At 60.0% G+C, this 23,934-nt stretch carries 23 protein-coding genes and 1 tRNA gene; 15 read left to right on the top strand and 9 right to left on the bottom strand.

Features of this window, described 5'->3' with window-relative positions:
- The first annotated feature begins 58 nt into the window (after window positions 1-58).
- Window positions 59-625: an ADP compounds hydrolase NudE gene (gene nudE, locus AC1RME_RS12635; protein ID WP_102620611.1), complete on the top strand. Its 567-nt coding sequence runs from the start codon at window positions 59-61 to the stop codon at window positions 623-625.
- 5 nt (window positions 626-630) lie between these two features.
- Window positions 631-1,464, top strand: coding sequence for a 3'(2'),5'-bisphosphate nucleotidase CysQ (gene cysQ / locus AC1RME_RS12630; protein WP_096821923.1), 834 nt, complete (start codon window positions 631-633; stop codon window positions 1,462-1,464).
- A gap of 31 nt (window positions 1,465-1,495) precedes the next feature.
- Here cysQ and AC1RME_RS12625 read toward each other — a convergent pair whose 3' ends face one another.
- The 4 genes from AC1RME_RS12625 to rfbC form a co-directional block, all read right to left on the bottom strand.
- Entirely contained in the window at window positions 1,496-1,951 is a 456-nt protein-coding gene (locus AC1RME_RS12625) for a YiiD C-terminal domain-containing protein (RefSeq protein ID WP_096821924.1), read from the bottom strand.
- Window positions 1,948-3,333, bottom strand: a complete 1,386-nt coding sequence (locus AC1RME_RS12620) for a sigma-54-dependent transcriptional regulator (RefSeq protein ID WP_102620613.1) — start codon at window positions 3,331-3,333, stop codon at window positions 1,948-1,950. Before AC1RME_RS12620 ends, AC1RME_RS12625 begins: the two co-directional genes overlap by 4 nt.
- Entirely contained in the window at window positions 3,330-5,138 is a 1,809-nt protein-coding gene (locus AC1RME_RS12615) for a sensor histidine kinase (protein ID WP_096821985.1), read from the bottom strand. Before AC1RME_RS12615 ends, AC1RME_RS12620 begins: the two co-directional genes overlap by 4 nt.
- Window positions 5,139-5,244: 106 nt before the next feature.
- A complete protein-coding gene (gene rfbC / locus AC1RME_RS12610) occupies window positions 5,245-5,790 on the bottom strand; it encodes a dTDP-4-dehydrorhamnose 3,5-epimerase (RefSeq protein ID WP_096821926.1) in 546 nt (181 codons plus the stop codon).
- A 175-nt stretch (window positions 5,791-5,965) separates the two neighbouring features.
- On the opposite strand from rfbC, the gene AC1RME_RS12605 reads away from it, so the two are divergent.
- From AC1RME_RS12605 to AC1RME_RS12595, 3 genes are all read left to right on the top strand, one after another.
- Window positions 5,966-8,878 (top strand): aminotransferase, encoded by a 2,913-nt coding sequence (locus tag AC1RME_RS12605; RefSeq protein ID WP_493091320.1) that lies wholly within the window; start codon window positions 5,966-5,968, stop codon window positions 8,876-8,878.
- A gap of 179 nt (window positions 8,879-9,057) precedes the next feature.
- Entirely contained in the window at window positions 9,058-10,164 is a 1,107-nt protein-coding gene (gene aguA / locus AC1RME_RS12600) for an agmatine deiminase (protein ID WP_493091318.1), read from the top strand.
- Between the two features lie 245 nt (window positions 10,165-10,409).
- A complete protein-coding gene (locus tag AC1RME_RS12595) occupies window positions 10,410-10,622 on the top strand; it encodes a hypothetical protein (protein ID WP_065257771.1) in 213 nt (70 codons plus the stop codon).
- Between the two features lie 64 nt (window positions 10,623-10,686).
- Here the strand turns inward: AC1RME_RS12595 and AC1RME_RS12590 are convergent, their stop codons facing one another.
- Window positions 10,687-12,774 carry a TonB-dependent receptor gene (locus AC1RME_RS12590; RefSeq protein ID WP_102620615.1) on the bottom strand — a complete coding sequence of 696 codons (2,088 nt, stop codon included), beginning with the start codon at window positions 12,772-12,774 and terminating at the stop codon, window positions 10,687-10,689.
- 266 nt (window positions 12,775-13,040) lie between these two features.
- Here AC1RME_RS12590 and AC1RME_RS12585 point away from each other — a divergent pair, with 266 nt between their 5' ends.
- The 6 genes from AC1RME_RS12585 to AC1RME_RS12560 all read left to right on the top strand — a co-directional run bounded on the left by AC1RME_RS12585 (window position 13,041) and on the right by AC1RME_RS12560 (window position 17,739).
- Complete coding sequence (locus tag AC1RME_RS12585; RefSeq protein WP_493091316.1) at window positions 13,041-13,709, top strand: DsbA family protein; 669 nt, start codon at window positions 13,041-13,043, stop codon at window positions 13,707-13,709.
- Window positions 13,710-14,007: 298 nt separating this feature from the next.
- Window positions 14,008-15,294 (top strand): OprD family porin, encoded by a 1,287-nt coding sequence (locus AC1RME_RS12580; RefSeq protein WP_096821931.1) that lies wholly within the window; start codon window positions 14,008-14,010, stop codon window positions 15,292-15,294.
- Between the two features lie 232 nt (window positions 15,295-15,526).
- On the top strand, window positions 15,527-16,273 hold the full coding sequence (locus AC1RME_RS12575) for a 2OG-Fe dioxygenase family protein (protein WP_096821932.1): 747 nt from the start codon (window positions 15,527-15,529) through the stop codon (window positions 16,271-16,273).
- 79 nt (window positions 16,274-16,352) lie between these two features.
- Window positions 16,353-16,730, top strand: coding sequence for a GNAT family N-acetyltransferase (locus AC1RME_RS12570; protein ID WP_096821986.1), 378 nt, complete (start codon window positions 16,353-16,355; stop codon window positions 16,728-16,730).
- The gene (locus tag AC1RME_RS12565) at window positions 16,727-17,443 is read left to right on the top strand and encodes an AzlC family ABC transporter permease (protein WP_192559507.1); all 717 of its coding nucleotides are present in this window, start codon (window positions 16,727-16,729) and stop codon (window positions 17,441-17,443) included. Before AC1RME_RS12570 ends, AC1RME_RS12565 begins: the two co-directional genes overlap by 4 nt.
- Complete coding sequence (locus tag AC1RME_RS12560) at window positions 17,422-17,739, top strand: AzlD domain-containing protein (RefSeq protein WP_007909127.1); 318 nt, start codon at window positions 17,422-17,424, stop codon at window positions 17,737-17,739. The genes AC1RME_RS12565 and AC1RME_RS12560 overlap by 22 nt, the downstream gene beginning before the upstream one ends.
- Here the strand turns inward: AC1RME_RS12560 and AC1RME_RS12555 are convergent.
- Window positions 17,656-18,582: a LysR family transcriptional regulator gene (locus AC1RME_RS12555; protein ID WP_085712740.1), complete on the bottom strand. Its 927-nt coding sequence runs from the start codon at window positions 18,580-18,582 to the stop codon at window positions 17,656-17,658. The two genes, AC1RME_RS12560 and AC1RME_RS12555, sit on opposite strands and share 84 nt — an antisense overlap.
- Before the next feature lie 447 nt (window positions 18,583-19,029).
- On the opposite strand from AC1RME_RS12555, the gene AC1RME_RS12550 reads away from it, so the two are divergent.
- From AC1RME_RS12550 to AC1RME_RS12535, 4 genes are all read left to right on the top strand, one after another.
- Entirely contained in the window at window positions 19,030-19,539 is a 510-nt protein-coding gene (locus tag AC1RME_RS12550) for a PBECR2 nuclease fold domain-containing protein (protein ID WP_493091313.1), read from the top strand.
- A gap of 372 nt (window positions 19,540-19,911) precedes the next feature.
- A complete protein-coding gene (locus AC1RME_RS12545; RefSeq protein ID WP_007952610.1) occupies window positions 19,912-20,130 on the top strand; it encodes a tautomerase family protein in 219 nt (72 codons plus the stop codon).
- Window positions 20,127-20,771: a DsbA family oxidoreductase gene (locus AC1RME_RS12540; protein WP_096821933.1), complete on the top strand. Its 645-nt coding sequence runs from the start codon at window positions 20,127-20,129 to the stop codon at window positions 20,769-20,771. The genes AC1RME_RS12545 and AC1RME_RS12540 overlap by 4 nt, the downstream gene beginning before the upstream one ends.
- Window positions 20,772-20,804: 33 nt before the next feature.
- On the top strand, window positions 20,805-21,515 hold the full coding sequence (locus tag AC1RME_RS12535; protein ID WP_493091311.1) for an SDR family NAD(P)-dependent oxidoreductase: 711 nt from the start codon (window positions 20,805-20,807) through the stop codon (window positions 21,513-21,515).
- A gap of 188 nt (window positions 21,516-21,703) precedes the next feature.
- Here AC1RME_RS12535 and AC1RME_RS12530 read toward each other — a convergent pair whose 3' ends face one another.
- From AC1RME_RS12530 to AC1RME_RS12520, 3 genes are all read right to left on the bottom strand, one after another.
- On the bottom strand, window positions 21,704-22,528 hold the full coding sequence (locus tag AC1RME_RS12530) for a 2OG-Fe(II) oxygenase (protein WP_096821935.1): 825 nt from the start codon (window positions 22,526-22,528) through the stop codon (window positions 21,704-21,706).
- A 348-nt stretch (window positions 22,529-22,876) separates the two neighbouring features.
- Window positions 22,877-22,952: transfer RNA gene (locus tag AC1RME_RS12525), tRNA-Thr, on the bottom strand.
- Window positions 22,953-23,027: 75 nt separating this feature from the next.
- Window positions 23,028-23,864 (bottom strand): FkbM family methyltransferase, encoded by an 837-nt coding sequence (locus AC1RME_RS12520; RefSeq protein WP_493071464.1) that lies wholly within the window; start codon window positions 23,862-23,864, stop codon window positions 23,028-23,030.
- Between the last annotated feature and the right edge of the window lie 70 nt (window positions 23,865-23,934).

Below are 23,934 nucleotides of genomic sequence, written 5' to 3'. Positions count from 1 at the left end.
GACGCAAACAATCGGAAAAGCCGCGTTATAGTAGCGCGTTCACGCCAAGGAGCTTTGCATGCGCCAGAAACCAACCGTACTTGCCCGCGAAATCGTCGCCACCAGTCGTCTGTTCTGCGTGGAAGAGCTGAAACTGCGCTTTTCCAACGGCGTGGAGCGCACCTACGAGCGGCTGGTGGGCAAGGGCGCCGGTTACGGCGCGGTGATGATTGTGGCCATGCTCGATGCCGAGCACGCGGTGCTGGTCGAGGAATACTGCGGCGGTACCGACGAGTACGAATTGTCCCTGCCCAAAGGCTTGATCGAGCCGGGCGAGGATGTGCTGGCGGCGGCCGAGCGTGAGCTCAAGGAAGAGGCGGGCTTTGGTGCCCGGCAATTGGAACACCTGACCGAGTTGTCGTTGTCCCCCGGCTACATGAGCCAGAAAATCCAGGTGGTGCTTGCCAGCGATCTGTACGAGGAGCGACTGGAAGGCGACGAGCCGGAGCCGATGCGGGTGGACAAGATCAACCTGCGGGATCTCTCTTCATTGGCGCAAAATCCGCAGTTTTCCGAAGGTCGTGCCTTGGCGGCGTTGTACCTGGCCCGCGATCTGCTGACCCAGCGCGGTTTTTTCCAGTCATGAGTGAGATGTCTATGAGTTTTTCCCATCCGTTGATGGCGCCGGTGGTTGAACTGGCGCTGCGGGCCGGCGAGGCGATTCTGCCGTTCTGGCGCGCCGATGTGGCGGTGACCGCCAAGTCCGATGATTCGCCGGTGACCGCTGCGGATATCGCTGCGCACCATGTGATCGTCGCCGGCCTGACCGCCCTGGATCCGAGCATCCCGGTGTTGTCCGAAGAGGACGCCAACATCCCGCAAAGCGTGCGTGCCGGCTGGCAGCGCTGGTGGCTGGTGGATCCGCTGGATGGCACCAAGGAGTTCATCAGCGGCAGCGAAGAGTTCACCGTCAACATTGCCCTGATCGAAAATGGCCGGGTGGTCTTTGGCGTGGTATCGATGCCGACCAATGGGCGTTACTACGTTGGCGGTGCCGGGCTCGGTGCCTGGCGTGGCGACACGGGCGGCACGCCGGTGGCGATTCAGGTTCGTGACGTGCCGGGGCCTGGCGAAGCCTTCACTGTGGTTGCCAGCCGTCGGCATTCGAGCCCGGAACAGGAACGCTTGCTGGCCGGTTTGAGCGCAAGCCTTGGCGAGTTGCAATTGGCCAATATCGGCAGTTCGCTGAAGTTCTGTCTGGTGGCCGAAGGTGCGGCGGATTGTTATCCGCGACTGGCGCCGACGTCCCAGTGGGACACGGCGGCGGCTCAGGGTGTGCTGGAAGGTGCCGGTGGCGAGGTGCTGGATTTGAACGGTGATGCGTTCTGTTATCCACCGCGGGAATCGTTGCGCAACGCGTTCTTTCTGGCGCTGCCGGCGAAAGCGGCGTGGCGTTCGAAGTTGCTGGAACTGGCCCGTTCGTAAGCGCGTTCCCGGACTCGGGAACGCTCAGCCTTCAGCGGTGCAGAACGTACTGCCCGCTGAAGGTCACCGCATCCTCATCGCTCCCCGCATTGACGACTCGCGTATGCAGCGTCAATCGCGCCCGCCCGTAGCGCTGATACATCGTCAGAAACTTCTTCCACACGGCCGCATTCGGCGCCGCACAGATGGCGTTGGCATCGCCGGTTACCGGCAGCGGATAACTGATCTGTCCTTCCTGGATCACGATGTGTCCGTCGGTGATGCCTTCTTCTTTCAAACGCAAGTGCAGCCAGCCCCAGCCGGCCAGCACCGCGCCGCAATACAGACTGCCGCCGAACATGGTGCTCTTGTGGTTGACGTTGGCTTCCAGCGGCAAATGCAGGCGTAGTTGCTGTTCCTGCCAGTCGAGCACCTTAAGGCCCATCTCCCGGGTCAGCGGAATGTCGTGATGGAGGACGGATTCCAGATAGCGGCTGTCGCGATTCATTCGGATTCGTCTCCATGGCTGCTGCTGTCGGCGAAATTCAGACCGTGCTTGCGCAGTTTGTCGTGCAGAGTCTTGCGCGGAATGCCCAAGGCTTCGGCGAGACTGCGTACCGAGCTGTGCGAGCGGGCCAGCTCGGCGGCGATCAATGACTTCTCGAAATTCTCCACCTGTTCACTGAGGCCACCGCTGGTGACCTCGATGGCGGTGCTGCTGCCGTCAGGCTGAGTGTTGTCCAGCGCCAGCTCCAGGCCAAGGGCGAAACGCTCTGCCGCGTTCTGCAATTCCCGCACATTGCCCGGCCATGAGTGACGCAGCAGCAATGCCCGTTGCGCCGGTTGCAGTTCATGAGGCGGTAAACCGTGGCGGGCGCTGGCTTCGTCGGCATAGTGCTGGAACAGCACCAGCGCGTCTTCGCCCCGTTCGCGCAATGGCGGGATACGTAGTGGCGCTACATTGAGGCGGTAATACAAGTCGGCCCGGAACCGCCCTTGATCGGCGGCCTGACGCAGGTCTTCCTTGGTGGCGGCGATGACGCGGATGTCCAGCGGGATCAACTGATTGCCGCCCAGCCGTTCGACGACTCGCTCCTGCAGCATGCGCAGCAGTTTGACCTGCACGTCCATGCTCATGCTCTCGATTTCATCGAGGAACAGCGTGCCGCCATTGGCGAATTCGAACTTGCCGATCCGGCGCTTTTGCGCACCAGTGAACGCGCCGGGCTCATGGCCGAACAGTTCGCTTTCCACTACCGATTCGGCCAGCGCCCCGGCATTGATCGCCACGAACGGGCCGTTGCGCCGGCTCGACAGGTCGTGCAATGCGCGGGCGACAACTTCTTTGCCGGCACCGGTTTCGCCGAGGATCAAGACGTCGGCCTTGGTCGCGGCCAGTGCGCCGATCTGCTCGCGCAGGCGCGCCATCGGCGCCGACTGGCCGACCAGTCGCGCGCTCAGTTCGTTGCGGTCGCTCAGGGCCATGCGCAGGCTGCGGTTGTCCAGCACCAGACGCCGCAGGGCCAATGCGCGGCGCACACTGTCGAGCAGGGCGTCACTGGCGAACGGTTTTTCGAGGAAGTCGTAGGCGCCGGCGCGCATGGCCTGCACGGCCAGCGGCACGTCACCATGGCCGGTGATCAGCAGCACGGGCAGCTCAGGGTCCTGAGCGTGCAGTTCGCTCAATAACTCAAGACCGTCCATGCCGGGCATGCGGATGTCACTGACCACCACACCCGGCCAGTCACGCTCCAGTTGGGCGGCCAGGCCCTTGGCTTCGGACAGCGGGAGGATTTTCAGGCCGGCCAGATCCAGCGTCTGGCCCAGGGCCTGACGCAGGTGCGGATCGTCGTCGATCAGCACCACCTGAATGCGGTTGTCGATGGTCATGCACTTCGATCCTCGGACGGTTGCAGGCTGACCCCGGGCGCGCCGGCGCGCAGCCGCAGGGTGATCAAGGCGCCACCTTGCTTGTGGTTGGCGAACGACAGTTCACCGCCGAAGGCGCGCATCAGGGTTTCGCAGATGGCCAACCCCAAGCCAAGCCCCTGAGTGCGGGTCTTGGTGGTGTAAAACGGTTCGCTGGCGCGGCCCAGCGCTTCCATGCAAAAACCCGGGCCATTGTCGCGAATGTACAGATTGACGCCCTCGCCGGTGGATTCGGCACTCAGCCACAATTTGCGCGGCGGGCCTTTCTCGGTCAGGGCATCGAGGGCGTTGGCCAGCAGGTTGCCGAGGACCTGGCGCAGACGGGTTTCCCCGGCTTCAACCCACAAGGTTGCGGCGGGCAGGTCGCGGATCAGCTCGACGTCCATGCTCCGGCGACGTTTGGCCAGCAGCGCCAATGCATCGTCCAGTGCCGGTTGCAGGGCCACGCTTTCCGGGGCGTGGCGATCGCGGCGGGCGAAGGCGCGCAGGTGAGCGATGATCGACGCCATGCGCCCGGTCAGTTCGCTGATCAACTTGAGGTTGCCACGAGCGTCGTCGGTGCGCTGATGGTCAAGCAGCACCTCGGCGTTTTCCGCGTAACTGCGGATCGCCGCCAGCGGCTGGTTGAGTTCGTGGCTGATGCTCGCCGACATCGTCCCGAGCGCTGACAGTTTGCCGGCCTGCACCAGGTCGTCCTGGGCCCGGACCAGTTCCTGCTGGGCCTGTTCACGCTCCAGCACTTCCTGTTTCAGGCGCCGGTTGAGCCCCTCCAGATCGCTGGTGCGCTCGGCGACCCGGCCTTCGAGTTCCCGTCTTGCCTTGGCTTCGAAAGCGATCCGTTCCAGGTAATGGCGGCGGCGCTGCATCATCAGCCCGAGCAACAGCATGACCACCAGCAACGTGGCGCCGCCGACGGCCACCACGGTGCGCACCGGACGGTCGATCAGGGTGCGCGGCGCAAGAATGCTGACGCTCCAGCCGGTTTCTTCGATGTCCCGGGTCTGGGTCAGCCAGGCGGTCGGGCTGAGGTTCAATGGCCGCGGCTCGCGAGTCGGGTACGGCTGGATCGCGGTGATTGCTGAGCGTTCGTCGTTACTCAATGGACGGGTGGAGCGGAAGCGCCATTCCGGGCGCGAGGTGAGAATGACCACGCCGTTGTGATCGGTCACCAGCAGTTGTTCCGGGGTTTTGCCCCACAGGCTTTCGGTGTGGTCGAGGTCGACCTTGATCACCAGCACACCGATGATTTTCTCGCCATTGCGCACGGCCGCTGCGAAGAAATAGCCGCGTTTGGCGGAGGTGGTGCCAAGGCCGAAGAAGCGGCCCAGGCGTCCGGCCATGGCTTCGCTGAAGTAGGGCCGGAACGAGAAATTGCGCCCGACGAAACTGTCGTGCTTGTCCCAGTTCGACGCCGCCAGCGTTCGGCCAGTGGTGTCCATCAGGTACATGACTTCGGCGCCGGTCTGGGAAGCGATGTTCTTCAGCAGGCGGTTGGCATTGCCCTGAGTGACACCGTCGTCCGGCGCGCCGACGACCGCGCGCAGGGCCGGCAGATCGCCGAGGATCTGTGGCAGCACTTCGTAACGATGCAGAGTGCCCAGCAGGTTGGCGACGTAGAGGTCGAGGGTCTGGCGGTTCTGGCCAGCCAGCTCACTGCGGTAGTAACGCTCGGCGAGATGCTCCAGCGGCCACAGCAGCGGGGCCAGGCACAGGGCCAGCAGGGCGAGGCTGCGCCAGCGGGGGCGGCGGGGAAGGGTCGGAGTCATGAGCATCGAGCGCCTGTGGATACAGGCGCATTATGCCTAGGCTTGCAGTCGCAGTCTGCGCACCCGTTGTCGGGTGCACAGCAGCGCTGAAGTTTCACACAGGCATTCAGGAAAAGACGTCGGCGTCCTTGAGGAGTGCACCCGCCTGATCCTTGGCCGACAGTTTCGGTTCTTCGTCCAACTGCCAGTCGATGCCCAGATCCGGGTCGTTCCAGCGAATGCTGCGCTCCGCGGACGGGGTGTAGTAGTTGGTGGTCTTGTAGAGGAACTCGGCGAATTCGCTCAACACCACGAAGCCATGGGCGAAGCCTTCCGGTACCCAGAGTTGGCGGTGGTTTTCGGCCGACAGCCGTACAGCAACCCATTTGCCGAAGTTCGGCGAGCTGCGGCGGATATCTACCGCCACGTCGAGCACTTCACCAACGGTGACACGGACCAGTTTGCCCTGAGTGTTTTCCAGTTGGTAATGCAGGCCGCGCAGCACGCCTTTCTGCGAGCGCGAATGGTTGTCCTGGACGAATTGCGTATCCAGACCGGTCGCTTCCTGAAAAGCCTTGGCATTAAAGCTTTCGTAAAAGAAACCACGCTCGTCACCAAACACCTTGGGTTCGATGATCAGAACGCCGGGCAGATCGGTAGCGATTACATTCATGAGTTTTTTCCAGTGAGAGGTGTGAATGGTCGACATTCTTGCGCAAAGTGCCGGTGGGCGCGAGTGGTCTGAAACATTTCGCCCGAACTTGCGATCCCGTCCGACGGAGCAGGGGTTGCGAATCGTCCAAAGCAATGGCGATATAGGCGCCTAATAAAATTTCAGGGGTCGTTCCATGTCGTTCGCCACGTTGATTCATCGCGCCAGTCTGCCAGGCCCACAGGTCACTGCGGAGCAGGCGTTGCAGGTTCTGGCGCAGCATTACGGGCTGAACGGCACGTTGCAGGCACTGGGTAGCCAGCAGGACCTCAACTATCGCGTGGACAGCGAGCGCGGGCGATTCGTGCTGAAAATCTGCCGGGGCGACTATTCGCTGGTGGAGTTGCAGGCCCAGCACGCTGGCCTGAAATATTTGGCCGAACACTGCGATGTCCATGTTCCCCGGGTCATCCCGGCCAATGACGGCCAGGACCTGTTGTCGCTGGAGATCGGCGGTGAAGCGGTGCATGTGCGGTTGCTCGATTACATCGAAGGCCAGCCGCTGACGGCGCTCGATCATCTTGGCCACGAAGTCGTCGCCGGATTCGGCCGGCTCTGCGGTGAAATGGACCTGGCCCTGGCCGGGTTCGACCATCCGGGGCTCGCGCGCACGTTGCAATGGGATGCGCGCCACGCCAGTGCCCTGATCGAGCACCTGCTGCCGGTGATCGAGGATCAGCGCCAGCGCGCACTGATCGCCGAGGCCGCCGAACAGGCTGGTCGCCGTCTGCAACCGTTGCTGGAAAAGCTGCCGGTGCAGGCGATCCACATGGATATCACCGACGACAACGTGGTCTGGCAGCGTGATGCCCGGCGACACTGGCAGTTACAGGGCGTCATCGATTTCGGTGATCTGGTGCGCACCTGGCGTATCACCGATCTGTCGGTCACCTGTGCGGCGTTGCTGCATCACGCCGGGGGCGATCCGTTCGTGATCCTGCCGGCAGTGCAGGCCTACCACGCGGTCAATCCGTTGCAACACGAAGAATTGCAGGCGCTGTGGCCGCTGATCGTGGCGCGCGCGGCGGTGCTGGTGCTCAGTGGCGAGCAACAGGTCAGCATTGATCCGGGCAACACCTACAGTCGCGACAACCTCACCCATGAATGGGAAATCTTTCGGGTCGCCACCTCGGTGCCGCTGGCGCTGATGGAGGCGGCGATCCTCTCGGCGGTCGGGCGGACGTTGCCGGCCATCGACAGTGAAGGCTTCGCGCCGTTGTTGCCCGGTCTGGTCGGGCGCGAGTTCGCGCTGATTGATCTGGGTGTGTTGAGTGCGCACTTCGAGGCGGGCAATTGGGAGCAATCGGGCATTGATCAACGTCTGTTGAACGAGGCCGCCGCCATCCACGGTCTGGCCGCCAGTCGATACGGGCAATACCGTTTGTCCCGCACCCGGCCTGACAGCGCCGAGGAGCCAGAAACATTCCCGCTGCACGTTGAGTTGCGCGTACCTCAGGGTACGACGGTGGAAGCGCCGTTTGCGGGCGTTCTGCATCTGTCGGCTGACGGCGCGCTGCGACTCGACGGCCCGCAACTGAGCGTGCGCCTGTGGGGTGTGACGCCGTCGCTGCACAGCGGCGCGGCGCTGGTCAAAGGCCAGGTGCTGGGTTCGGTGGAGGGCCCGTTGATCGTGCAACTGGTTCGCGATGCGCACCTGGAGGCACCGCTGTTCTGCACGCCGACCCGCGCGCCGGCGTGGCAGGCGCTGTCGCCATCGCCAGCGGCGCTACTGGGCCTGGCCTGCGACGCTGAGCCGGAACTGGATGCGCAAACCCTGCTGGCGCGCCGTGATGCCAGTTTCGCCCGCACCCAGAAACATTATTACGTCGACCCGCCGCGCATCGAACGCGGCTGGCGCAATCACCTGATCGACATGCAGGGCCGTTCCTACCTCGACATGCTCAATAACGTCGCGGTGCTCGGGCACGGTCATCCGCGCATGGCCGCGGTTGCGAGCCGGCAGTGGTCGTTGCTCAACACGAACTCGCGGTTCAACTATGCGGCGGTCGCCGAGTTTTCCGAACGCTTGCTGAAACTGGCGCCGGAAGGCATGGACCGGGTGTTTTTGGTCAACAGCGGCAGCGAGGCCAATGATCTGGCGATCCGTCTGGCCTGGGCCTACAGCGGCGGGCGCGACATGCTCAGTGTGCTGGAGGCCTATCACGGCTGGACGGTCGGCGCGGATGCAGTGTCGACCTCGATTGCCGACAACCCGCAGGCCCTGAGCAGTCGTCCGGACTGGGTGCACCCGGTGACTGCGCCGAATATCTATCGCGGCGAATTCCGTGGGCTTGATTCGGCGTCTGACTACGTGCGCAGCGTCGAACACAACCTGGCCAAAATCGACGAGCAGAAACGCCAACTGGCCGGGTTCATCTGCGAGCCGGTCTACGGCAATGCGGGCGGGATCTCGCTGCCGCCGGGCTATCTGAAAAAAGTCTATGAATTGGTGCGCGCCCGGGGCGGTGTGTGCATCGCCGACGAGGTGCAGGTCGGTTACGGGCGCATGGGCCACTTCTTCTGGGGCTTCGAAGAGCAAGGCGTGGTGCCGGACATCATCACCATGGCCAAGGGCATGGGCAACGGCCAGCCACTGGGCGCCGTGATCACCCGCCGGGAAATCGCCGAAGCGCTGGAAGCCGAGGGTTACTTCTTCTCGTCCGCGGGCGGCAGTCCGGTGAGTTGCCAGATCGGCATGGCCGTGCTCGATGTGATGGAAGAAGAAAAACTCTGGGAAAACGCCCAGGTGGTCGGCGGGCACTTCAAGCAGCGGCTGGAGGCATTGATCGATAAACATCCGCTGGTCGGCGCGGTGCATGGCTCGGGGTTCTATCTGGGGGTCGAACTGATCCGCAATCGGCAGACCCTGGAGCCGGCAACCGAAGAAACCACGTTGCTGTGCGATCGCCTGCGAGAGCTGGGCATCTTCATGCAGCCGACCGGCGATGACCTGAATATCCTCAAGATCAAACCGCCGATGGTCACTTCGCGTCAGAGCGTGGATTTCTTTGTCGACATGCTGTCGAAGGTGCTGGAAGAAGGCCTCTGAGCCTGTGATAGGCCGATTAATGCCGATTTGTATCGGCATTAATCGGTAGATTCAAAAGCGATCATTTGTTTTTAGCTTTTAAAGTCGATATTTATCGTTTATAAAGTCGCCATAGTCCGTCGTCCAAACCTGTTCGGCGCGTTGAACACCCTCGACCGTTCCCTGGAGTCCTGATCGACATGACCACCTTGAAAAGTACCCCACGCGCCGATGGCTTCCACATGCCGGCCGAATGGGCGCCGCAAACCCAGACCTGGATGATCTGGCCCGAGCGTCCGGACAACTGGCGTCTGGGCGGCAAGCCCGCGCAGGCCGCTCACGCCGCCGTGGCCAAGGCCATCGCGCGTTTCGAACCGGTGACCGTGGCGGTGTCCGCCGGCCAGTACGAAAACGCTCGCGCTCGCCTCGACGTGCCGAATATCCGCGTGGTCGAGATGTCCAGCGATGACGCCTGGGTCCGCGACAGCGGCCCGACCTTCGTGATCAACAACAGCGGCGAAGTGCGCGGTGTGAACTGGGACTTCAACGCCTGGGGCGGCTTTGACGGCGGCCTGTATTCGCCGTGGAACCGTGATTCTCAGGTCGGCGGCAAGATCCTCGAGATCGAACGCAGCCCACGCTACCGCACTGAAGGTTTCGTGCTTGAAGGCGGCTCGATTCACGTCGACGGCGAAGGCACCCTGATCACCACCGAAGAATGCCTGCTCAACCGCAATCGCAACCCGCACCTGGGCCGCGACGAAATCGAAGCGGTGCTCAGCGAAAACCTGTCGGTGGACAAGATCATCTGGCTGCCGGATGGCCTGTTCAACGACGAAACCGACGGCCATGTGGATAACTTCTGCTGCTACGTGCGTCCGGGCGAAGTGCTGCTGGCGTGGACCGACGATCCGCAGGATCCGAACTACCCGCGATGCCAGGCTGCGATGAAAGTGCTGGAAAGCAGCACCGACGCCAAGGGCCGCCCGTTCACGGTGCACAAGATGCCGATTCCGGGGCCGCTGTTTGCCACCGAAGAAGAATGCGCGGGCGTGGACCCGGTGGACGGCACTCAGGAGCGCAACCCGAGCGTGCGTTTGGCCGGGTCCTACGTGAACTTCCTGATCGTCAACGGCGGCATCATCGCACCGAGTTTCGACGATCCAATGGACGCCCCGGCCCGCGAAATCCTGCAGAACCTGTTCCCGCAACACGAAGTGGTGATGGTGCCGGGTCGTGAACTGTTACTGGGTGGCGGCAACATTCACTGCCTTACCCAACAGCAACCCGCGCCGCACAAAGAGTGAGTGCGGATGTAACAGCTTGAGTTGATTGAAAAATCGACCGGGCAGTCATTTGTTGCCCACGCTTGAAGAGAAACCCGCAGCCCGTCAGGACTGCGGGTTTCTTTATATCCGCCTGTCGGTATTTTCAACACATTGGCATAGCTCTTGTATCGCTCATGACGCACTAGGGAGGGGGGAGAACTTCAACAGTTCTGTCATAAACCTTGGATAACGTAGCCGCTCACGAACGGGGAGAGAGCGCTGAAATGAACGCCGAAGTGAACGTAATCAGCGAGCGGACGTTGCATCCCATGGCTGTAAATAGTGAGTCGCTCCAGATTGTCGCGCACTGGTTGAAATCCAATGGAACGCGTCAGATCAGGGAACCTGATCCGCGCCGGATGATGATCGAGCGTTACCCCGCTGGCCTGTTCAGCGAGGCCGAACTGGACGCATTGTGGGATGTGATGGAAGGATAAGAAGAACAGACAAGGATTGTAAAAAGCGCTGCCGGGATGGCAGCGCTTTTTTTATGGGCGTGAATCAGAAGCTGTAGGTGCCGGTCATGACCAGGCTGCGTGGTGCGCCTGGCTGGATCTGGAAGGCGCTGGTGGCCGACGAGTAATATTCGCGGTCGGTGATGTTGTTCAGCGCTGCGCGCAAGTCCCAGTCCTTGTGGCGGTAGCCGACCAGGGCGTCCCAGCGACCGTAGCCCGGCAATACGGTGGTGTTGGCGTTGTCGGCGTAACGCTGACCGACCATGGTCAGACCGGTTTCGCCGTACCAGCCCATCTCCGGTTTCCAGGTCAGGAACAGGCTGCCGTTGTGCTTGGCGACGTTGTTGACGCGTTTGCCTTCCAGGCCGTTGTTGTCCTTCTCGATGGTCGCGTCCTGCACACCAACGCCACCGCGCACGTACCAGTTGCCGACGATCTTGCCAGTACCGGTCAGTTCGATCCCGCGCGAGCGCTGCAAACCGCTCATCACGGTCAGCGTCGGATCGACCGGGTCGGTAGTGCGGCGGTTGTAGAGTTCCAGCTCGTAGACGGCGAGGGTGGTGCTCAGGCGATCGTCGAGCCAGTCGCTCTTGACCCCGATTTCCTTTTGCTTGGTCAGCTCCGGACTCAGGTCGTTGGTGTTGCCGGCCGCACCGGGGGTGATACCGATCAGACCGCCGCCAACCGGTGAAAACGTCTTGGTCCATGAAGCGTAGAACGAGTGATTCTGCAGCGGCGTCCAGACCACGCCGAAACGCGGACTGGTGCTGTGGCTGTCGCGGTCCTCGGAGATGTTGCGCAGTTTGTTGGTCGACTCGATATCGAAAGTGTCGTAGCGCAGACCGGCCAGCAGTTGCCATTCATCGTTCAGGCGCAGTTGATCCTGAACATAGATCGCGCGGCTTTCGACTTCGGTGTGGCTGCTGCTCGACACCTGCATGCGCCCGGTGTGGCGCTGGCTGCGATCCGGGTTGTACAGATCCAGCGACGGCACCGGTTGGGTGCCACGGCCAGTGGCCGCGTTGTACAGCGTCGGGTCGCGGCGCTGGCTGCCGGTTTCGATTCCGGTCAGCAGTCGATGTTCGAGGCCGAAGGTATCGAAGCCGCCTTCCAGTTCGACGTTGTTGAACACGTTGCGGGTGGTCAGGTCCTGTTGCCAGTGCTGGCGGGTGACCTTGTTGGTCTTCGCGTCGAAGCCGGTGAGGTAGGTGTTGTCGAAATCGCTGTCGAGCTTGAACACACCGAGCGTGTGGCGCAGTTGCCAGTTGTCGTTGATTTCATAGCTCAGTTTCGAGCGCAGGGACTGCGTCTTGTCGTCGATGAAGTCGTGATCGTTGCCGTAGGTCGTGTCCCGGCCAACATCCGCCGGACGTCCACCGACCCCGGGAATGCCGCGATCCGGCGTGCGGTTGTAGCGGCTGTATTCGTATTGCACCAGCCAGTTCAGGTCAGGCGTGAGCTGCCAGCTCATCGACGGCGCAAACAGTTTGCGGTTGCCGCTGACACCGTCGCGGAAGCTGTTCTCGTCCATGTTGCCCATGTTCAGGCGCAGGCTGATGTTCTCGCTCGGGTCGGCGCTGAGGTCGGCGTACAGGCTGCGCAGATCCTCGCTGCCGCCCTGGGCCTCAATGGTCGAGCGGCGGCCGAACTCGGGCGCCTTGCTCACACGGTTGACGATCCCGCCCTGGCTGCCACGGCCGTACAGCACGGCGGCGGGGCCCTTGAGCACTTCGACGCGTTCGATGTTGTGCAGATCGCGCTTGTACTGGCTGTCGTCGCGGATGCCGTCCAGATAGAAGTCGTTGCTGGCGTCGAAACCACGGATGCGCAGGCTGTCGAAGCGCGTGTCGCCTCCGCCGCTGACGTTGGGAATCCCGCTCAGGGCATCTTCGATGTCATTGACGCCGTAATCCGCGACGTTGGCGGTCTTGATCGAATCGATCGCCTGCGGCACGTAGCGCACGGGGGTGGACGTGCGGGTTGCGGTGTTGCTGACCTTTACGCGCGGGTCGTCGGCCTGCGCTTCAGCACTGATCGAAGTGGCGGGAAGTTCGGTCGCGGAGTAAGCGAAACCAGAGGACAAAAAGGCAGAAAGCCCAAGCGTGACGGGCGTGAGACGGAACGGGGCAGGCATTGAAAAGCGCATCCGGAAGGGTGGAAGAATTCGAGTGCGCGAATGGTAATGCTTTGCATTTACTTCCGTTAATTATTCCTGAAAGGTTCCGTTGTTTGATTGTTTCATTTTGTTTCAGGTCTTTTTCAAGACTGTTACAAGAATGACAACGACCCCATTCGACCGATTGCCGAAACAGACTGAAAGCCATTCCGGCGTTTTTCCGCAACGACCAGAGGATTAAGGTGGCGACATCGTTTTTCCCACCTTCTTGCCGGAGCTTTCCGATGACGCTTCATTACATCTACGACCCTCTGTGCGGCTGGTGCTATGGCGCCAAACCGCTGGTACAAGCCGCACAACAAGTGCTGCCGGTGATCGCCCACGCGGGCGGCATGATGACCGGTGCCAACCGCCAGAGTGTTTCACCGCAACTGCGCAATTACGTGATGCCTCACGACCGACGCATCGCCGAATACACCGGACAGCCGTTCGGAGAAGCCTATTTCGAAGGTCTGTTGCGCGATCACACGGCGGTTTTTGATTCCGCGCCACCGATTGCTGCTGTCATGGCAGCAGAAAGCATCGATGAGCGTGGCCTGGAACTGCTTGGCCGTTTGCAAACCGCACACTATGTAGAAGGCCGGCGAATTGCCGATGAAGCCGTGCTCGTGGAGTGCGCGGCAGAGATGGGCTACGAGGCGGATACGTTCCTCAAAACCCTCAAAGCGACTGACACCGATCAACACATAAAGAACAGCCGCGCACTGCTGGCGAAACTCGGCGGCCAAGGCTTTCCCACCTTCGCGCTGGAGCAGGACGGCAAGTTCACCCTGATCGATATCGGTCCGTGGCTCGGCAAACCGCAGGCCTTTGCAGAATGGTTGAGCGAGTCGATTCCGTCGGCACCATCGGCGCAAACCTTGCCGGTTTGCGGCCTCGACGGTTGCGCGTGAGACGGCATCAAAATCCCTGATTACAGGCGTTTCCCTGCACGCAGCCATCGAAAAATTTACTTTTTTTAGACGATTTTTGCCTATTTAAAGACGATTCTTGAAATTGACACATTGTTCAGGGCGCGGCTACGATTCGGCCCAACGCCTGTGGCCAACCGCCATGACTCAAAAATAATAAGAAGGCCCGCCACGACTTTGTCGTGGGCGGGCCTTTTTGTTTCGGGGTGAAAAAAGAGTGCATTAGCGCCGTTTCAGCCGTTCGACACAGCGCGTTTCAACCCGTAATAAGGAAAACAAAATGTTGAACAAGCGGATCAGTCTGATCGCATTGGGGATGTTGAGCGCCACTCAGGCCATGGCTAACGACCAGGCCGAGTCCAAGGGTTTTGTTGAAGACAGCAGCCTCAAAGTGCTGCTGCGCAATGCCTACATCAATCGTGACTACAAAGACGGCAACAAGGACAAATCCGAGTGGGGCCAAGCGGCCATCGGTACGTTCTCGTCCGGTTTCACCCAAGGTACTGTCGGTGTCGGCGTTGACGCATTCGGTCTGTACGCCCTGAACCTGGAGCGCAGCGAAGATCGCAGCGGCGCCCAGGGTATCGACTTCTTCAAGAAGGGCGACAGCGGCCACCCGGCCAACGACCTGTCCAAGGGCGGCGCAGCGGTGAAATTCCGCCTGTCCAACACCACCCTGACTTACGGTGACCAGATGCCGGCCCTGCCGGTGCTGAACTACGACAACTCGCGCCTGCTGCCGGAAAGCTACACCGGTACCTTGATCACTTCCAAAGAGATCAAAGGTCTGCAACTGGATGCCGGTCGTTTCACTGCCGAATCGCGCAAAAGCGCTGAAGGCCGTGACAGCGGTGGTCTGAAGTCGATCAACGTGTTGGGCGGTAGCTACCAGTTCACTGAACAGTTCAAGGCTGCGCTGTACGCTTCCGACGTCGAAGACGTGCTGAAGAAGCAATACGTGAACGCCAACTACGTGTTCCCGATCGACAAGGATCAGTCCCTGACCCTGGACTTCAACGGTTACCGCACCAAGCTGGACAACTCCTATGTCCGCGAAAACGGTGTGACCGGCGACGACAACAAGATCTGGAGCCTGGCAGCGACCTTCGCCACCGGTCCGCACTCGTTCACCGTGGCGCACCAGCGTTCCACCGGCGACAGCAACCTGGGTTACGCCTATGGCGGCTACCAGAAAGGTCAAGGTCGCGTGGGTGACGGTGGCAACACCATCTACCTGGCCAACTCCTACTGGTCGGACTTCAACGCTGAAGACGAGCGCAGCTGGCAGTTGGGCTACGGCCTGGACTTCGGCGCATTCGGCGTACCGGGTCTGAGCTACAACTTCGCTTATGTGCGTGGCGACAACATCACCACGTCCACCAGCGAAGGCGGCACCGAGCGCGAAATCTTCAACCAGTTCAAGTACGTCGTGCAAAGTGGCCCGGCCAAAGACCTGAGCGTGAAACTGCGCAGCTCGATCCTGCGTGTTTCGCAGAAGTCCAGCGAATACAACGTCAGCGGCAACGAGCTGCGTGTGTTCGTGGATTACCCGATCAACATCTTCTGATGATCGGTTAAGGCTGCGAAACGCCATAAAAAACCCCGACTGGTTCGGGGTTTTTTTTTGACGTTTTTTGAAAAAAAAGCATAAAAACCCGTGTTTTTGTCATTTGAAACGCACTTTGAAGGCGTTTCAAATCGCGTTTCAAACAGGGCTTTAAATGCCTGAAATTCTTTCTCATGGACGCAAATTCTCCACCTAATAGATTAGGCCGCTCAATGCAGCGGAGAATTTGGTAATGATCGTTTTAACCAGAGAAGTGGGCGAATCGCTACGGCGTGACAAGTACGCCAATGTGCAGGGTGCTGACTTCAATCTCTACGGTCATTTCGCCGACTTCGTCAGACTGACCAAAAGTTGGGAAAACATGGAGCCTGACAGTTACTACGGTCAGGCCGAAGCCGGCATGCGTTACCGTCGTTACAGCGACTTTGAGTACAACCCCAAGACACGCGAACTGAAGCAACTGGAACATCGCGCGTACGTGCAGTCCAAGGAAAACAATGCTTACGTGGGCGGCGTTGTACGGCACTTCCAGGACTTCTCTGATGAAGTCATCAGTTCGCCGGTGATGCGCAGCCTGATCGACACCGATTTCGAAGTGTACAAAAGCGTGTTGCCGGAAGAGCTGCACGATGAAATCTGGCAATGCCAGATCCATCAGATCCGCATCGAGATCAAACCCGGCAAACAACTGGAAATCACGCCGGAAGGCATTCATTGCGACGGTTACCCGTTCAGCGGTGTGCACTTCTGGGGCCGCAACAATGTCGAGGGCGCCGAAAGTCGTTTGTACGACATTCACGAGCAGCAACTGGCGTCGACCACTTACCTGGAAATCCTCGACACCACTTACTTCCTCGACCGCGACATGCGCCACTACGTAACACCGGCACGCAATACCCACTCCCATGCCATGGCGTACCGGCAGATTCTGGCGATTTCCTTCTCGCGGCCCGGGACCGCTTTCGACATTGTTCGCTAATCAGATCACTCAAATTGACGGCGTCGAATGCTCGACGCCGGTGGTGCTGCGGCGCGCGACGGCCAAGGATGCGCAGCGCATGGAGCGCTTCTTCCGCCAGTTCGACGAAGTGTCATTCTGCGAATGGCAGGACGCCAAATGCCTGCGCGGTGTGCTGATCCAGAAAACCACCACGGCGTATCTGGCCTTCGATGTCGAAGGCGAGATCGTCGGCGCGGTGCTGGGTGGCATGCTGGGCAGTCGCGGCACGATCAACCATCTGGCGGTCAGCGCGCGCTATCGCAGCCAAGGCGTCGGCCAGCGGCTGGTGGAAGCGGCGTCGGCCGACATGAAACGGGTCGGTGTGCTGCGGATGTTCCTGTTCGTCGATGATGCTAACCTCGCGGGCAAGCGTTTCTGGACTGCCCAGGGTTTTTGCGAACCACACGGCGAGCGGACATTTGAGAGGGATCTATGAATGAAACATCCGGCAGTGCGCCGCTGATGGTCGACCGTCAGCCGTCGCGCACTTTTGCCGAAGCCAGCCCGGTGGTGGCCGGTTATTTCACCGTGTCGTTCGTGTTCGGGCTGATGGCGGTCAACGCCGGGTTGCCGCTGTGGCTGCCGGTGGCCATGTGTCTGTTCGTGTATGCCGGGGCTTCGCAATTCGCGGCGCTGGCGCTGATCAGCAGCGGGGCGTCACTGACCACCATCGTGCTGACCACATTTCTGATCAATGCGCGGCACATGCTGATGTCGGTTTACATGGCGAAGGCCCTGCGGGCGCTGGGCCTGAGCCGCATGGAGCGCTGGTGCTACGCCGGCGGCCTGACCGATGAATCGTTCGCCTTCCACAGCGTCAAGCTCGGCACCGGGGTGCCGGTGAACATCCGTTATCTGATCGGCTTCAACCTGTTCTGCCACACCTCCTGGGTGATCGGCGGATTGCTCGGCGCCCTGTGCGCGCAGTACGCGTCGCATCTGATCAAATACCAGCTCGACTATGCGCTGACCGCGATGATGCTCTACGTGCTGGTCTCGCTGTGCAACACCCGCAACAAACTCATCGCCGCACTGGCCGCTGTGGTCTGCATGGGCGCACTGAGCCTGGTCGGCAGCTCGCCATTCAACGTTTTCATCGCCACGTTTGTGGGCTGCGGAGTGGGTGTATGCCTGACCAAACGTTCCTGATTCTGGTGGTCGCGCTGATGATGGCCGTGACCTTCCTGCCGCGTGCCTTGCCGCTGCAGGTCAACACCGAGCACTGGCCGCCCTTCATCGCCCGGGCGCTGGAATACCTGCCGGTGGCGATCGTCGCTGCGATCAGCCTGACTCCCTTGTTGATCAAGGATCAGCACATACAGCTCGATCGCCCGGAATTCTATGCAGCGATTCCGACGCTGTTATGTGCGTATTTCAGCAAAAACCTCTTTCTCAGTGTGGCGGTTGGGACGGCTGCGTACATTGCGCTCGGCTCGTTCATGTAGCGGCAGATCGACCACATCGTTCAACGCCTGGCCGGACAGATCCGGGTTGTTCACCGCCAGGCGCACTTCGAGGAAATCCTCGAACCCGGGGAAAATCGTCAGGCCGTTCTTCTGTGCGGCCTCGCGGGAGACCATGCCGACCGCGTCCATCTGCGTGATGAGCGACAGGGTCAGCGTTTCGCTGCAGGAATAAATCGTCCGTTGGCTGTTCTCGTGATTGCCCAGCCCGGCGTCGAGAAAACGCAAAAAGCTGTGGGAATACGGACAATCCTCTGCCGGACGCACCTGAAACTTGTTGCCGAGCAACGTCAGCGGATCGTTTTCCTGACCGCAATGCGCGCCGACCACTTGCACCTGCACTTCAGGCAGGACAATGCTCGGCAAACCCGGACGCTGCGGGCCGATCAACACCGCGAGGTCGAAGTCCTCGTTCTTCAGCTTGCTGAGGTTTTCCATCGACTCGGCGTAGCTGAATTCCATCTGGTAGTCGGGAAACACGTCGATCAGGCGTCCGATCAATCGTCGGTTGAAATCCGGGTCCAGCGTGGTGTTCAGCGCCACTTTCAACGTGCGCTGTCCCGGCACCTTCAACGCCTCGACTTTCTCTTCCATCTGCCGCGTGGCTATCAGCACTCGGTCCATATAGGGCGTCAGCTCCGTGCCTTGCGGCGTCAGCGTCAGCCCTTTGTTGGAACGGCGAAACAAGCGGAAACCGAACTGTTCTTCGACCTTGTTCAACTGCGCGGCCAGGGCCTGCACAGTCAGGCACGAATGCTCGGCTGCGGCCGACAACGAGCCGGTCTGCACGATGCGCATGAGGTTGCGTAAGGTTCTGCTATCCATGGGTAATGCCCTCTGAAGTGGGCTGGGTATTGTTGTGTACGTGACGGCCTGAACGGCTCCATTTGCCGGCTATATTCCTGCACCTGAGCATAGTTGTCGCGCAATTAGTAGCGAATTGATGTCCCTGCCGATGGCTGGAGGCTGACACAGGATCGGGGTTTTTGGTGACGCGGGGGTGATTGGGGTCAAAAAAAGTGCCCGACTCGAAGGAGGCGGGCACTTTTTTTGTGCGGTTGGGTTACAGCGGCTGGGACTATTTCGTACAGCTATCTCGCGCTGTTCAGCGTTGATGCCGGAAGCGTCCTATTGAAAGACAAGAACGGGCTGATTTATTACCGCAGCACAAGTAGCTGAAATATCAGGTAGTTAATTTCGGGACTTTTTCAGTCCGAGGCCATTGGATATCCAGGCAATGCCGGCATCCGCGAAGCTAGCGAGAAGATGCCAATGAGTGTGCCTGGGAGCAGGGCGTTACCTGAACAAAAGAACTGGAAGGATCTTGATTTACCAGACATTCGGGACATTGATCCCGAGTTGCTGACTTCTGCGATCAGAGAGCGTCCGGGCGCCGAGAGTCTGGAGGCTGCATGGGAGCAAGTTGCCGAAGGCTTCGGACTTCAGGACGGCCTCAATTCAAAAGTGATTGAGACACCCATTTGCCCAGTTCTGGTGAGGCGCGAGCACTTGTTGCACATTGTGGAAAAACGTCCGAATGCTCGGGAGCGCTTCACAGACTTCGCGCAGGACACCCTGAAAAAGCCGTTAGAAATCTGGAAGATTTCCTACGATGACGACTCTTTCCGGCTCTCATATATCGGGGCCTACAACACGAAATACCAGATGCTGGTCGTGATCCATGTCGATCATGGCAACGTACTCTGGAACTTCATGAACTGTGACAAAAAGGGACTGAACAAGCATCGGCATGGAGAGCTGCTGTTTCAACGTTACCGATGACCCAAACAAAAAGGGCAGCCTTAACAGGCTGCCCTTCACGAAAAAGTTGCTTGATATTGTGCTCCCTCAAGCCGGGGAGAAGAGGTCTCACCCGAACGCTGATTTTCAGGTCATCAACGGGGTTCCTAACGCCGACTATAGCCACCTGATGACAGTCGGTTTCGCGCTCTTGGGGCCGATTCTCGGCCACTGAATTCGATGTGTCAACCCAAGACTTCAGGGGGTAAGTGGGAGCGACGTAGGTGTTTCAATTCATTACACCGCATCACAAATGAAGTACCCCACCCCTACTTTTTCCCCTCTCTGCACACGCCTAAATTGAGCTCCAACACCTGACCATCATCCCGAGGGCAGGTCACTGGAGTCGTCGTCATGCCATTTGTCAGCGTACGCATCACCCGCGACGGTGTTACCCGCGAGCAGAAAGCTCAGGTGATCGCCGAAATCACTGAAACCCTGGAACGCGTCCTCAACAAGCGCCCGGACCTGACCCACATCGTGATCGAAGAAGTCGACACCGATAACTGGGGTTACGCTGGCATCACCACCACCGAATACCGCCGACAACTGGCGGAACGGGGCCAGTCATGACCCCGACCGTGACCATCGATTTCGTCTCCGACGTGGTGTGCCCCTGGTGCGCACTCGGGGCGACAGCGCTGGAGCAGGCGATCGGCAATCTGGCCGGCGAGGTTTCGGTGGAGCTGACCTACAAGCCCTTCGAACTGAACCCGGACATGCCCGCCGAAGGCGAACCGGCAGTGCAGCACCTGATGCGCAAATACGGCCGTACAGCCGAAGACGTCACCGCCGGCAAGAAGATGCAAATCGAACGCGGCAAGGCCATCGGTTTCGAGTTCGACCTGGAGAAACGCACGCACTTCCATAACACCTTCGACGCCCATCGCTTGCTGATGTGGGCGGCGCAGGAAGGGCGGCAGATCGCGCTGAAGAAGATCCTGCTGCGGGCTTATTTCCGCGACGGCGACAACCCCAACGATCACTCGACGCTGATACGTCTGGCGAGCGAAGCAGGGCTGGATACGGCGAGGGCCCGCAAGGTGTTGGCCAGCGACGAATTCGCCAGCGAAGTGCGGCAACTGCAGGCGTTCTACCGGCAGCACGGGATCAATTCGGTGCCCGCGCTGATCCTGAACGGCAAGCACCTGGTGTCCGGTTCGCAATCGGTCGAGTACTACGAACAAATGCTTAAACAACTGGCTGCGGCCTGATTCAACACCTACTTATTGATTGAGGATTTCATCATGAGCCACTCGAAAAAAACCGTCGTCATCACTGGCGCCTCCCAAGGTCTGGGCGAAGGCATGGTCAAGGCCTTCCGTGAGCTGGGCTACAACATCGTCGCCACTTCGCGCACGATCAAACCGTCGAGCGACCCGCAGATCCTCACCATCGCCGGCGACATCGGCGACCCGGCCACCGCTCAACGCGTGATCAGCGAAGGCGTGGCCCGCTTCGGCCGCATCGACACCCTGGTCAACAACGCCGGCATCTTCGTCGCCAAACCGTTCACCGCCTACACCCCGGAAGACTACGCCGCAGTGCTGTCGGTCAACCTCAACGGCTTCTTCTACATCACCCAACTGGCCATCGCCGAAATGGAAAAACAGGGCAAGGGCCACGTGGTCAACATCACCACCAGCCTGACCGACCACGCGGTCGACGGCGTGCCCTCGGTCCTCGCCTCACTGACCAAGGGCGGTCTCAACGCCGCCACCAAATCCCTGGCCATCGAATACGCTAAACGCGGGATCCGGGTGAACGCGGTTTCGCCTGGCATCATCAAGACGCCGATGCATGGCGAGGAAACCCACGCGGCACTGGGGGCTTTGCACCCGGTTGGGCACATGGGCGAGGTCGACGATATCGCGCAGGCCGTGGTGTATCTGGATAACGCGGCGTTTGTGACCGGTGAGATTCTGCATGTGGATGGCGGGCAGAGCGCCGGGCACTGACCGTTGGTGTGTCGATCGGGTGCAGTTGATTGACCTGATGCGGCTGGCCGAGGCTTCGGTCAGCTGCATCCATACAGAATCGTGAGCGATAGGATCAAGCCGCAGAGGGGCTTGTTTTGCTTTTAGCCTGTCAATGAAACCAGGATTGCAGAATCAATTTGATACCGAACGGATCGCTGAAATTCGGCTCAATCATTTTGATCCTTTTTGTTGATCAGCTTGGTTCCTCGTCCCACTCGCAGCACTTTCGAGACCACATTACGAAGGCTGTTGTCCACAATACCCAGCAGGCGACGACCTGTTTCCTCCGGGCGGCCACTGAACGACGTTACGTGAAAGTACTCGTGATCATCCGGCGAAGTTGCCGAGAAGTAATAGTTCGAAACGCAGCACCGAGGCATTTCGGCGCGAACACCGCTCACCGAGTGCCAGGAGTGTTTGTTGGTTTCCATCACCACCAGGCGATTGCACTTGGACACGATCGTTTTCTGCTGCTTGACCTTCGGATCCCACAGCTCAAAGTTGCCGCCATTTTCAAGCGCCCAGTCGGGTGACACGTAATAGAGCAGATTCAGGCGGCGGTACAGGTTGCGTGTGCCGTCGTGGCTGTTGTCGATGTGAGGGTTCAGAAAGTCGCCTTGGAACATCATCGACAGACCGCCGGCGTACAGGCTTGGGTCCGGCACGACATCATCCATCCCGACCAGTTGTGCAACCTTGGCCACAACAGATTCGTGCTGCATTGCGTAGGTCACGGCGCTCAGGATCTGCGGATAGTCGGAGAGATTGGTCAGCGTTTTTTTCTTCTCCCGGAACGACTGGCGGTCAAAGAACCCATCAGCATTACGCGGGAACGCCTCATAAATCGCCTCGGCCATTTCGTCCGTGAGCAGGTCGTCAACGAAGAAGTGGCGAGTGTGGGTGCCCTCGGGATTGTTCCACTGTCTCTGAATGTCAGTGCCCATTTCGTCAAGCCGATTGACGATAAGCGCAGCGATTTGTGTGACTTCCATTTGAGATCCTTGGCCTGGTGGCATTTGAGCGACCAACATTCTCCCCGAAACGGATCATCGTATTCAAACGGAAGCAGCGGGTTGCATTTGCGACCACGCTGGGATTGCCGGATAAGAGCACCCATCAATGCACTCGATGCCGAGCAGTACAAGCGCCGTTATGGCCATTCGGCAAGCGTGACATCCATGAAGGTGCTCAGGAATCTGCAACCGGCTTGAAGTGATCAGTCTATGGATTGTTCCGATTAAAACTGGCAACACGATTACTGATGATCGGAGATGTAGACGAAATTTGGACACTCCAGAAACAACAAAGCCCCTGCATTTCTGCAGGGGCTTCGTTTTGTATGGTGCCGGCACCAGGAATCGAACCCGGGACCTACTGATTACAAGTCAGTTGCTCTACCATCTGAGCTATACCGGCGTGTGGGCGACGATTATAGCGACTCGGTTGCTTCTGTAAACCCCTGAATTCAGACTATTTTTGCGCGGGCTCCGATCAAGCCCGACGCAGGACGTTGCGCAGTTTCTGGATCGCTCGCCAGGCGCGGTTGTTCTGGATGGCGCGCAGTTGGGCTTCGGCGTGTTCGGCGCGTTGCAGAGCGGCGCTGATTTGCGCCAAGGCGTCGGCTTCGCCGGGGCTGACGGGGTGGGCGAAGGGGTGGCCGAGGCATAGCTGGAAGTTGTCGAGTTGGCAGGGCGCCATGTCAAAGGCCGGTTTCAGATTCAGGTGTTCGTCGGCCAGGAAATAGCTGTTGAGGCCGTCGAAGCAAACGTTGGTGTAGCCGGCGTCGGTGACCAGGTGTTCCCAGGTGTGGTCGCGTTCGAACGGGGTTTCGATGAGGATGATCCATGGACGGAAGCGGCTGAAGTCCATGCCGCGCAGCACGGTTTCCTCGTGGCCTTCGACGTCGATTTTCAGGAAATGGATTTCGCGGCCGCTGGCGTGTTCTTCGCAAATCGAGGTCAGGGTCCGGGCCTGGACAGTGAGGCTGCGCACATCGAGGCCGAGATCGCGGCGCTCCTGGGCGGTGACGGGGTCGGCGGTGGACAGGCCGGTCCCGGGAATGCCGTAGAAGGTCACTTCACCGGGCTTATCACTGGCGATGCATTGCAAGGTCGTGTCGCGCGGGCGTTGTTCGCACAGGGCGTCGTGGAAGTTCTGCATCGGCTCGACGTTGATGCCGCTCCAGCCGCGATCGTAGAACGCCTTGGTCACCGAATCGTGAGTCGGGTCGTTGGCACCGACATCGATGTAGAAGCCGTTTTCAAAGAACTTGAGGGCGCGCCACAGGCGGATGTCTTCGAAATTCTGTGCGTAAGAGATGAACGTCACGGTCGCTCCCTGTCGGTCAGGTTCTTCTTGTTCGTGCGTGCGCTGCCGGCACGGTGTGAGCCTGTATAGC

It is taken from the genome of Pseudomonas sp. GW822-FHT03F08, assembly GCF_058801265.1.
The sequence above is the reverse complement of the archived record's forward strand: the minus strand, read 5'-3'. Positions and strand labels throughout refer to the sequence as shown.